Raw genomic sequence first — 11,232 nt, forward strand, 5'->3', positions numbered from 1 at the left:
GCCTCTTCTTCTATCGTGAGAAGATGATTATTCACTACCCAGTCTAACTAGGATAGAAACAACCCCAACTCTCACCTATTCATACAAAGGAATTTTATGGAAGTTTATTTTTCAGGAACCATTGAACGGATTATTTTTGAAAATCCCAGCAATTTTTATCGCATCCTTCTCCTAGAAATCGACGATACGGACGCAGAGGATTTTGATGATTTTGAAATTATTGTCACGGGCACTATGGCTGATGTGATTGAGGGAGAAGATTATACTTTTTGGGGGCAAATTGTCCAGCACTCCAAGTATGGGGAACAACTGCAAATCAGCCGTTATGAAAGAGCAAAACCAACTAGCAAGGGCTTGGTCAAGTACTTTTCAAGTAGCCATTTCAAGGGAATTGGTCTCAAGACAGCTCAGAAAATCGTGGACACCTATGGCGACAATACCATTGACGAAATTCTGCAACACCCAGAAAAGCTAGAAGGCATCGCAGGTCTCTCTGCCAAAAATCGCGAGGCTTTCGTCTCCACTCTCCGTCTCAACTACGGAACGGAGATGGTTTTGGCCAAACTAGCCAACTACGGCATTCCCAATAAACTAGCCTTTCAGATTCAAGACTTTTACAAGGAAGAAACTCTTGATGTGGTTGAAAATTATCCCTACCAATTGGTTGAGGATATCAAGGGTTTAGGCTTTACTATTGCTGACCAATTAGCGGAAGAACTCGGCATCGAAAGTCAGGCTCCTGAGCGCTTTCGTGCCGGTCTAGTTCACAGTCTTTTTCAGGCCTGTATGGGAACAGGGGACACCTATGTTGAAGCACGGGATTTGCTGGAACAAACCCTTACTCTCCTTGAATCTTCCCGTCCCGTGGAACTGGATCCTAGCCAAGTAGCCCAAGAACTCTTCTACCTGATCGAAGAAGACAAGGTTCAGCAGATTGATACAAAAATCTTTGATAACAGCCTCTTTTTCGCTGAGGAAGGCATCCGCAGTCACTTGGTTCGTATCCTTGAAAAAGGAAAACAGAAGAGCCAGGATTTAGAAACTATTCAAAAGCATATCACTACTGTCGAGGAAGAACTGGGAATTGAGTATGATAACATTCAAAAACAAGCTATCTGTGATGCTATCCAGAACAAGGTCTTTATCCTAACAGGTGGACCTGGTACTGGTAAGACAACGGTTATCAATGGTATCATCGCTGTTTACGCCCTTTTAGAAGGACTTGACCTCAGGAAAAAAAGTAATCTGCCGATTCTTCTTGCTGCTCCAACTGGCCGAGCCGCTAGGCGCATGAATGAATTGACTGCCTTGCCTAGCGCGACCATACACCGTCACTTGGGAATGACAGGGGACGATGATACCAGTCATCTGGAAGATTATCTGGATGCTGACTTTATCATCGTGGATGAATTTTCTATGGTGGATACTTGGCTGGCCAATCAACTCTTCTCCAACATCTCTTCTAAGAGTAAAATCCTCATCGTGGGCGACAGCGACCAGTTGCCTTCTGTCAGTCCTGGACAGGTTCTAGCGGATCTGCTTCATATTCCTTTGATTCCTCAGACTCGCTTGGAAAAAATTTACCGACAAAGCGAAGAATCAACCATCGTCACCCTAGCTAGTCAGATTAGACAGGGCATCCTGCCAGCTGATTTCACCCAGAAAAAAGCAGACCGTTCCTACTTTGAAATTGCTAGTGGCTATATTCCTGCTACCATTGAAAAGATCTTAGGCGCTGCCCTCAGAAGTGGTATCCCTGCCCGTGATATCCAAGTTCTGGCTCCCATGTATCGAGGAACTGCAGGGATTGATGCTATCAATCAGCTCATGCAAGACCTGCTCAATCCACCACAAAAAGACCAAGTCAGTTTTGAAGCTCCCCAGTGCCACTATCGTAAGGGAGATAAGGTCATTCACTTGGTCAACGATGCTGAAATCAATGTCTTCAATGGTGATTTAGGAGCTATCACAGACCTGATTCCTGGTAAATACACCGAGTCGAAACAAGACGAGATTGTCATTGATTTTGATGGCAATGAAGTCTCTTACCCACGTAACGAATGGTACAAGATTCGCTTGGCCTATGCCATGAGTATCCATAAATCCCAGGGAAGTGAGTTCCCTGTTGTCATCCTACCTATCACCAGTGCTAGCCGACGTATGCTGGAGCGGAATCTCATCTATACAGCCATTACACGCGCCAAAAGCAAGCTTATCTTACTAGGCGAATTACAGGCCTTCGACTATGCCACCCAGCATATCGGAACTGCCCGAAAAACCTATCTGATTGAACGCTTCAGTGATTTATTGGAGAATGTTGAAGAAAAGCAACAAGCGGTCTCTGAAACAGTCACATCAAGTACCTCTGAACAATCCTACATCTTAACCGAAGAAAACTGGGACAGCATCCCCGCCATGATTGGGATTACAGACGTAGACCTCAAAGAGATTTTTGGAAAATAGTGCATAAGAAAACCCACCAATTCAGGTGGGATTTTTGTTTATTAAGATTATTTAACTGTTGCTGTGCTTGTGATCAATTCAACAGCTTTTTTGATTGTGATATCGTGTTTCAACATATCAGCTGAAAGCAAGCTTTGTACTTGTGCAACTTCCATGTTGTAGTCTGCAGCCAATTGCTCGATTTCTTTTTGGATTTCTTCTTCTGAAGCGTCAAATCCTTCAGCTTTGGCAACTGCTTCGATAACAAGGTTAGTCTTAGTACGTGACTCAGCTTCTCCCTCGTATTGTTTGTGAAGGTCTTCTTGAGTAGTTCCAGTGATTTGGAAGTACATGTCAGGGTTGATACCTTGACGTTGCAAGTTTCCAAGGAATTCGTTTACTGAACGGTGAACTTCTTCGTGGATCATTTCTTCTGGAAGTTCTACGATTTCAGCGTTTTCTACAGCTTTATCAATTGCTGCACCTTCTACTGCATCTTTGTAAGCTTCTTCTTTAGCTGCAGCCAATTCCTTGCGGTATTTTTCTTTCAATTCAGCAAGTGTTTCAACTTCTTCGTCGATGTCTTTTGCAAGCTCATCGTCAAGAGCTGGAACTTCTTTAGCTTTTACTTCGTGGATAGTTGTTACGAATTTAGCTTCTTTACCTGCAAGGTCTTCTGCCTGGTAGTCTTCTGGGAATGTTACGATAACATCAACAGTTTCACCAGCTGAGTGACCTACCAATTGGTCTTCGAAACCAGGGATGAATTGACCTGAACCAAGCCCAAGTGAGAAGTTTTCACCTTTTCCGCCATCAAATTCAACACCGTCTATAGAACCAACGAAGTCGATGACAACAGTGTCGCCGTTTTCAGCAGCAGCTTCCTTGATAACCAATTCAGCCAAGTTGTTGCGTTCACGTTCGATACGCTCTTCAACGTCAGCGTCAGTTACTTCTTTTTCTACATCAACTGATACTTCAAGGTTTTTGTAGTCACCCAATTTTACTTCAGGTTTTGTAACGACTTCAGCAGTGATAACCCAGTCTTGACCTTTTTCCATTGAAGTTACATCAATTTTTGGTTGAGCAACCACTTCAAGACCAGCTTCTTTTACAGCTGCTTCATAAGCATTTGGCAAAAGAGCGTTCATAACGTCTTGGTAAAGTGACTCTTCACCAAATTTTTTGTCGAAGATAGGGCGTGGAAGGTGACCTTTACGGAAACCTGGAACATTAAGAGATTTCTTCACTGAGTTGAAGACACGGTCCAATTCTGGTTTGATTTGGTCTTGAGAGATAGTGAAAGTCAAGACACCACGGTTTGTTTCTTTGTTTTCAAATGATACAGACATTCTGTCATTTCTCCTTAAAATTTTTTAAATACAGTCTATTATAACATAAATGGGCGATTTTTTTCAAGTAATGAATGCGCTTTTCAATCACGCTAGAGGTACTTGCTTGCTTCTTTGATACTAAGGTCAGCCATTCTTTCCTTGTTTTTCTCAATGAAGCCTGCTACCCAAGTTGGATTGGTTTTGGAGTAGTCTCTTAGAGCCCAGCCAATGGCTTTATTGATAAAGAACTCTGCTTGGTTCAAATTATGAAGCAGAATCTTTTCCATTAATTGAACATTGGTCTTCTCTTTTCTTAACAACTGGTGGTCAATAGCGATCCGTCTCAGCCAGATATTATCTGATAGACTCCATTGGAGGATTATTTTTTCCAGTTCCGGCTTGTCATACACCAAACTCCCTACTACTCGATCTAGGATATCTACCGTATCCCACCAAGACTTGGTAACAACCAACTGCTCTAGCTTAGGCAAATCGCTGTCCTTTAGATAAGACTGCATGGCTTTCAAATAATTAGCAGCTACATATTGGTATTCTCTAGGCTCCTTTCTCCAGCAAGTATCTACAAAATCCCAATCGATAATCTTTGTTTTTTTCGCTTCTGGAAAGTATTTTTTATAGAGTTTATTTCTTTCTGGCGCCGCAACGCCTAGAAAGGAAAATTGATGGTGCATATAGGCCTCCATAGCCCCTGATTTTTTAGGATTCTTTGCTGCTTCTAGCTCCTCATGTAAATCTGTTAGACTCATCTAAAACTCCTCATGCCCCACCAAGTGGTGCTGAAAGGCATAGACTGCAGCCTGGGTACGATCGCTGACCTCAAGTTTGGCTAGGATATTGGACACATGGGTCTTGACCGTCTTGAGAGAGATAAAAAGTTCGTCTGCGATACGCTGATTTTCGTAGCCCTTGGCGATGAGTTGGAGAACATCTCGCTCACGCGCAGTCAGGTCCTCATGTAGTTCTATGTGATTGCGGTGGTATTCGACTTTTTTGCTGACCTCTTGCTCAATTGCCAACTCGCCAGCAGCCACCTTACGGACGGCATGGAGTAGTTCGTCTGCACTAGAAGTCTTAAGCATATAGCCTCTAGCACCAGCATTCAAGACGGGCATGATTTTTTCATTGTCCAAATAAGAGCTCACAATCAAAATCTTGGCTTCAGGCCATTCTTTGAGGATGGCCAAGGTCGCGTCAATTCCATTCATCTCAGGCATGACGATATCCATGACAATGACATCCGGACGCAATTCCAATGCCAAGTCAATCCCCTGAGATCCGTTGGTAGCCTCACCCACAACTTCTACATCATCTTGGAGGTCAAAGTAGCTTTTCAAGCCCAATCGGACCATTTCATGGTCATCAACTAGTAAAATTTTCATCTTTACTCCTTTATCATTCCTTATCGAGCAGGGGAATACGGATATCAACTGCCAGCCCTTGCTTGGGAGCTGTCAGTAACTGAACTGTCCCTGCCATATCTTCAACCCGCTCCTTGATATTGCGGAGTCCATAACTCAAGTCATCTAAACTCCCCAACTGGAAACCAATTCCATTGTCCACTACCTTCAGTTGCAATTCAAAATCCGTCTGATAGAGATAGACATCTAAACAAGATGCCTGGGCATGGCGAAGGGTATTACTGATCAACTCTTGCAGGATACGGAAGATATGCTCCTCGATTTTCTTAGGCAATTTCGTTACATTTTGCTTAAGACTAACTCTGAGATCACTCTTGTCCTCAAGCTCTTTTAAGAGGATTTGGATTCCCTCAACCAGACTCTTTTGCTCCAGTTCAACTGGTCGCAAGTGCAGGAGCAAGACCCGCAAATCCTTCTGGGCAGTTTCTAAAATAGCTGTGACACTCTGCAACTGGGTCTGCATCTTTTCTCTATCCAATTTCAAAGCCTGCTGACTGACACCTGACAAAATCATGTGGGCCGCAAACAACTCCTGACTGACTGTATCATGCAAATCCCGAGCAATTCGCTTCCGTTCTTTCTCGATGATTTCCTCTTCCCGAGCAAGACTGTGATTTTCAGCCTTTTGAAGAGCCTCTGTCAAAAGATTAAGTTTACCTGACAAGGACTTGAAACTGGCATCCAAATCTGGATCTGCAACCTGAACCACTTCTTGCCCTGCCAACAAACGCTTGAGATTAGCCTGCACTTTTCTGAGAGAAAACTCTTCAACACCTCGCCAAAACAGGGCCAAGAGACAGGTCATGGACATGCTGAATACCAACAACAAAAAGACAAATTTTTCTGTTTTTTCGACATCGTGCAGAAAGATAGACCAGTCAAAGTCAAGGATGTCCAGCAAGCTGTGGGACAGAAATAAAACAAACAGGATGGAGGTGAGAGCAATCATTACATAGGCTTGTTTTTTCATCCTCTGACCACCTCCACATCGCCAATCATAGTGGTCAAGAAAATCTTGACACTCTTGTTACTCTTGAGATAGTCTTTGGTTTCTTGATGATAGTGTTCATTGCGGAGGGCTCGCTTGGGCTGGTTGAAAAAAGTCAAATCACCATAGAGACAGTTAACGCTGAGACTGACTTCCACATCTACAGGTACGATGATTTTGGTCGTTCCTACCATCTTTCTGAGGATAATGACATTGTCATGATTGGTTAGAATCACCCTCTCCAGATGAATGGTGTCCTTGCCCATGAGACGAAAGAGATTGATATCATCAAACTGGCAAGTTTGATAACTTGAAAAATGATGGAGATTCCCAAACCAACGATTTTTCTCCTTCTTAACCGTTACCACCTCTTCAAAAACCAAATTGGTCTGCTCTTTTTCCTGGTTCATCATCGGATAAAGAAGAAAGAGGCTATAGATAACCGCAACAAAAATAGCTAGAATCACAAAAGGATTGAGCATGACGATGAAAAAGAAGAGAATGGTTGCCACCACTAAAAGAAGATTATTGCCCTCTTTACCAGTGTAATAACGAATCAAAAGCAAAAAGAGGAATAGAATCAGCAGAAAACGCGAAAAATGCTCTGAAACCATCAAAATCAGAGCTCCTGTCAAAAGACAGGCTTCGATAAATAAAAAAATTTTAAATTTTCTCATAGGTTCATCCTCTCTCTTCTATTTTATCACACTTCAAAAAAGTCACCTCGGTCTGAAGATGGAAAAAAGGCGATGGTTACGCCTTTTTCATCTGATCCTTTGCTTCTTTTATTTTTCCATAAATAAGATAGTCTACTTTTTGCAGATCTGCTATGGTGGCACAATTAAGGGCACACATGATGAGTCGTAAATCATCTTTCCAGCCTTGGACAATGCCAATCACTTCTTCAACTGAATAGGTTTCAACCAATTCCAGAACTGTTCGAGACAGCCCTACAGCCTTGGCGCCAAAGACCAGACACTTAATCATATCCAGCGGATTTCGAATCCCTCCGCTAACCAAAAGTTCAACCTTGTCTTTCCAGTCTTGGGCATTAAGAAGGGCCTGCATGGTAGACTGCCCCCATTGATTAAGGTAATCACGTCGGCCACTGCGACGGTTTTCTATATAGGCAAAACTGGTGCCACCACGACCTGACAGGTCAAAGGTTCGAACGCCCAATTCATAGGCTCTCTCGATGGTCTTGGCATCCATTCCAAAGCCCACTTCCTTGAGGACAATCGGAACAGAGATTTGCTTGCTATAGTCTGCCAGATGCGATTGCCAGCTTCTGAACTTCCTTTCTCCCTCAGGCATGAGCAATTCCTGCATGACATTGACATGCACTTGCAGGAGAAGAGGGGTCATCTCATCTATAGTCTGAAGACCTAACTCGACAGGCTTGTCTAATCCAATATTGGTTCCAAGAAGGAGATTTGGATGATCAGACTTGACAGAAAAAGTGTCGTCTGTTGGATCCTTAAGGGCTGCGCTATAAGAACCCGTCACAAATAAAATTCCACAGGTTTCTGCCACTTGAGCCAACTTTTGATTGATTTCTTTACCTTTTTCACTCCCACCCGTCATGGCATTGATATAAAAAGGAAAGTCCCACTTTCGACCAGCAAACTCTGTCGACAGATCGATTTCATCCAGATCGTAAAGAGGCAAGGAAGAATGAATCAACTCCACCTCATCAAAGCTATTATAGGAACTTTTCTGCTCAAGGGCATAGCGGATGTGCTCATCCTTACGATTTGTCGTCATGTCCTATCCTTTCTTGGTATAAGAGCTCAATCCCCAGATCGGCCCAACGGTTTCTTAGGGTTTCAGTTGATCGCTCATCAAAACTCAAGGCAATACCACAATCACCACCACCAGCGCCGCTACTCTTAGCAACAGCTTGCAAATCTTGACTAGCTTCTTTCAACTGTCTAAGCGAAGGCGTGTAAATATCTGCGCTCAAGCCTTCTAAGAGCTTACTGGCTACTTCTACTTGCTCGATAATTTTTTCTGATTTCCCCTGCTCCAAGGCTTCTACCAAAGAAACCACCGTTTCTTTTGAGGAACTTAAAAAATTCTGATTGATATTTTGCTTGATTTGTTGAACCATATCACTAGATACAGCCACTTCCTTGGTCCATCCCACTAGGAAATCACATTCTAAAGTTGGTTTCACTTGTGAAATTGAAAAGCCCCAATCACGCTCTAAAACTGTCGACAAATTTTCTTCTTCCAACCAAGCAGCCACCCTCTGGCGATCAAATGACTGGTAAAGAACCAATTCCTCTGCCACAATACAGGCAAGGTCTCCCATAGAACCATTGTCTCCTCGCTTGAGTAAAACAGCGCTAGCCAGCTTGAACAAGAGATTCTGATCAACCGAAAGATTATACAGAGCCAGCAGAGCCTTGATGACCAAAACAACGACGCTACCGCTAGAACCTAGACCAAACTTTTTCCCTTCTCGTTCCATTTTTCCACGGATTTCCAAAGAAAACGGTCGCAAGGTCTGCCCACGATAAACGAGGAAATCTTCCACTAAAGCAACCGTTTCTTGAATCAAGCTATAGTCAGGATTTGGCGTCAAATCCACTGCGAAATCAAACATATCTGAGTAGATACGGTAACTATCAGAAAAAGCAATCTCGCCCTTCATATAGATGGGAATGGCCTTTATCAAGGCCAACTGCCCTGGCTCTAAAATAGCATACTCACCTGCCCAATAGAGCTTCCCGCAAGTTTTAACAGTAATCATCTTGACTCAAATCCTTTGTTTTTGACACAATCAAGCGATAACGCTGACTGAAGATTTCAGATAAATGCTCCAAGTCTTTCTCCTGACAAAGAACTTTGACATTGGGACCAGCATCCATAGTAAAGTAGCAGGATTCTCCTTGCTCGCGAAGCTGATGGACAAAGTCCATGGCTTCATAGCTTGCATTGGTCAGATAAGAAAAGGCTGGTGACGCTGTTTTGGTCGTAGCATGCATAGCCAGGGCATTTTCCTCCGTTAATTCCCCAACCTTGGCAAAATCATTTTCCTTGAGGTAAACCAGCATATCCTGATAATCCTTCTCAGACTGACGCACCCAGTCATCAAAGGTCGTCGAGGTTTCCACACAAAGTTTCATCCCGTCACGACTGGAGATTGGTTTTTTCTTATCCTCTAGCACCAACATAATCATAGCTAGTTTCAAGTTTGTCTCTACCGGGTAAATCTCTCCGCTATCCTTATCCCAGGCACCTAATGGTCCATAAAAACTCCGAGAGGAAGATCCTGAGGCAAACTTAGCCTCCTGTGCCAACTGGCTCCGAGTCAAACCAAGCTTGAAATAAGCATTACAAGCCTTGACCAGGGCGGACAAACCACTAGAACTTGATGACAAGCCTGCTGCGGTAGGCATATTGTTTTGAGTATCGATACGGACAAAACCCTCACCTTCTGGACGGTAACGGTCAATAATCTTACTCATCTTAGTATGCTCCGCCTCATTTTGTAACTGACCATTGATGTAAAATTCGTCAGCCGTTACATTGGCTGGTAAAGGCGATAAAGTCGTCTCCGTATACATATTCTCCAAAGTCAGAGAAATACTGCTAGTAGCAGGCACCATCTCTTTTTCTTTTTTCTTTCCCCAATATTTGATAATAGCAATATTTGCGTAGGAATGTACTGTTACAGGCTCTCTATCCATGTCTGAACAGCTCCTTTCTCTTCTAATCTTTCTGCTAGTTCTTGTGCTTGTGTCAAATTGGTTGCCAAGGCTATGATACAGCCTCCAAGCCCACCACCACTCATCTTGGCACCCAGAGCACCATGGCTAAGAGCCGTTTCAACTAGAGAATCCGCCTCAGGACTACTGACACCAATTTCTTTTAGATGTAAATGCGCTTGACTGAGGATTTGTCCCAGTCCTTCAGCATCTTTTTGTGAAATCGCTTCTTCTGCTTGCTGGGTCAATTCTCCCAGGGCATGCAAAAACGGCAGGGCATCCTTCCCCTTGCTTTGAACCACTTGGATGGCTTCACGAGTATGGCCATAAACGCCTGTATCAGCAATCACCAAATAGGCAGATAAATCCATCTCAAGCTCTGTAAATCCTACATTCTTAATAAAGCGAATAGGCTGGTCACTGAGACAGGTCTTGGCATCCAAACCACTCGGATTCATATGAGCAATCATCTCAGCCCGATTGACCAAGATTTCTAATACATCATGAGGCAGTTCTGCCTCATAGTAGTCAAAAACCGCACGAATAGCCGCTATGCTGATAGCAGCTGACGAACCCATTCCCCGCTTCTCAGGGATAGCCGAATCAATCTCACAACGAATGCAGGCTTCTTTGATATCCAAATACTCCAGCGAAGCATAAACTGCCATGGACAAGGTATCCTCCTCATAGAGACGCCAAGGACTCGCTGCAGGAACTACCTTACAAGTCACCTCCACCTCCAAAAGGGGCAAGGAAATAGCAGGATAACCGTAAACGACTGCATGCTCCCCTATTAAAATTATCTTACTATGTGCCTGACCGACACCAACTTTTTTTGTCATTTTTTCCTTTTGCTAGACGAAAAAGCCGTCTCATACTCAATGAAAATCAAAAAGCAAACTAGGAAACTAGCCGCAGGTTGCTCAAAACACTGTTTTGAGGTTGTAGATAAGACTGACGAAGTCAGTCACATATATACGGTAAGGCAACGCTGACGTGGTTTGAATTTAATTTTCGAAGAGTATTATTTTTTCCTACAAGTATTTATTCTCTCCTATCTATTTTATTATATTTTCACAAAAAAAGCGATTGTTTCCTTCACAATCGCCTCTTTCATTATTGAACCCATTCGCCATTATAATTGACAGAATAGCCATCTACGGTCGTATTCACTGCCAAAGCACCTGAGTTGTAAGCATAGTACCATTTGCCATTGACCTGGAACCAGCCTATCTTCATATCTCCATTACTTGCATTTAGGTAGTACCAAGTTGAACCATCTTTCACCCAACCAGTTGCCATAGCTCCTGATGAAC

General features: G+C 43.2%; 10 protein-coding genes and 1 pseudogene. 1 reads left to right on the forward strand and 10 read right to left on the reverse strand.

The features are described 5' to 3' along the window. Window positions 1-96 precede the first annotated feature (96 nt). Entirely contained in the window at window positions 97-2,463 is a 2,367-nt protein-coding gene (gene recD2, locus CBI42_RS09295; RefSeq protein ID WP_094753846.1) for an SF1B family DNA helicase RecD2, read from the forward strand. Window positions 2,464-2,510: 47 nt separating this feature from the next. Here recD2 and tig read toward each other — a convergent pair whose 3' ends face one another. The 10 genes and pseudogenes from tig to CBI42_RS09345 all read right to left on the reverse strand — a co-directional run. Further along, window positions 2,511-3,794, reverse strand: coding sequence for a trigger factor (gene tig, locus CBI42_RS09300; RefSeq protein WP_045612235.1), 1,284 nt, complete (start codon window positions 3,792-3,794; stop codon window positions 2,511-2,513). 92 nt (window positions 3,795-3,886) lie between these two features. Next, window positions 3,887-4,543 carry a DNA alkylation repair protein gene (locus CBI42_RS09305; RefSeq protein ID WP_094753847.1) on the reverse strand — a complete coding sequence of 219 codons (657 nt, stop codon included), beginning with the start codon at window positions 4,541-4,543 and terminating at the stop codon, window positions 3,887-3,889. After that, entirely contained in the window at window positions 4,544-5,176 is a 633-nt protein-coding gene (locus tag CBI42_RS09310) for a response regulator transcription factor (protein WP_064276650.1), read from the reverse strand. 13 nt (window positions 5,177-5,189) lie between these two features. Further along, window positions 5,190-6,185 carry a sensor histidine kinase gene (locus CBI42_RS09315; protein ID WP_094753848.1) on the reverse strand — a complete coding sequence of 332 codons (996 nt, stop codon included), beginning with the start codon at window positions 6,183-6,185 and terminating at the stop codon, window positions 5,190-5,192. Next, window positions 6,182-6,880: a cell wall-active antibiotics response protein LiaF gene (gene liaF, locus CBI42_RS09320; protein ID WP_001224649.1), complete on the reverse strand. Its 699-nt coding sequence runs from the start codon at window positions 6,878-6,880 to the stop codon at window positions 6,182-6,184. Before liaF ends, CBI42_RS09315 begins: the two co-directional genes overlap by 4 nt. A gap of 76 nt (window positions 6,881-6,956) precedes the next feature. Next, complete coding sequence (gene fni, locus CBI42_RS09325; protein WP_094753849.1) at window positions 6,957-7,967, reverse strand: type 2 isopentenyl-diphosphate Delta-isomerase; 1,011 nt, start codon at window positions 7,965-7,967, stop codon at window positions 6,957-6,959. After that, window positions 7,951-8,958: a phosphomevalonate kinase gene (locus tag CBI42_RS09330; protein WP_094753850.1), complete on the reverse strand. Its 1,008-nt coding sequence runs from the start codon at window positions 8,956-8,958 to the stop codon at window positions 7,951-7,953. Before CBI42_RS09330 ends, fni begins: the two co-directional genes overlap by 17 nt. Then, window positions 8,945-9,898 carry a diphosphomevalonate decarboxylase gene (gene mvaD / locus CBI42_RS09335; protein ID WP_094753851.1) on the reverse strand — a complete coding sequence of 318 codons (954 nt, stop codon included), beginning with the start codon at window positions 9,896-9,898 and terminating at the stop codon, window positions 8,945-8,947. The genes CBI42_RS09330 and mvaD overlap by 14 nt, the downstream gene beginning before the upstream one ends. Then, a complete protein-coding gene (mvk, locus tag CBI42_RS09340) occupies window positions 9,880-10,758 on the reverse strand; it encodes a mevalonate kinase (protein WP_094753852.1) in 879 nt (292 codons plus the stop codon). The genes mvaD and mvk overlap by 19 nt, the downstream gene beginning before the upstream one ends. Window positions 10,759-11,032: 274 nt before the next feature. After that, window positions 11,033-11,232: pseudogene (locus CBI42_RS09345) on the reverse strand (N-acetylmuramoyl-L-alanine amidase family protein); the annotation flags it as partial.

The sequence above is a fragment of the Streptococcus sp. KR genome (assembly GCF_002238115.1).
Classification (GTDB): Bacteria; Bacillota; Bacilli; order Lactobacillales; family Streptococcaceae; genus Streptococcus.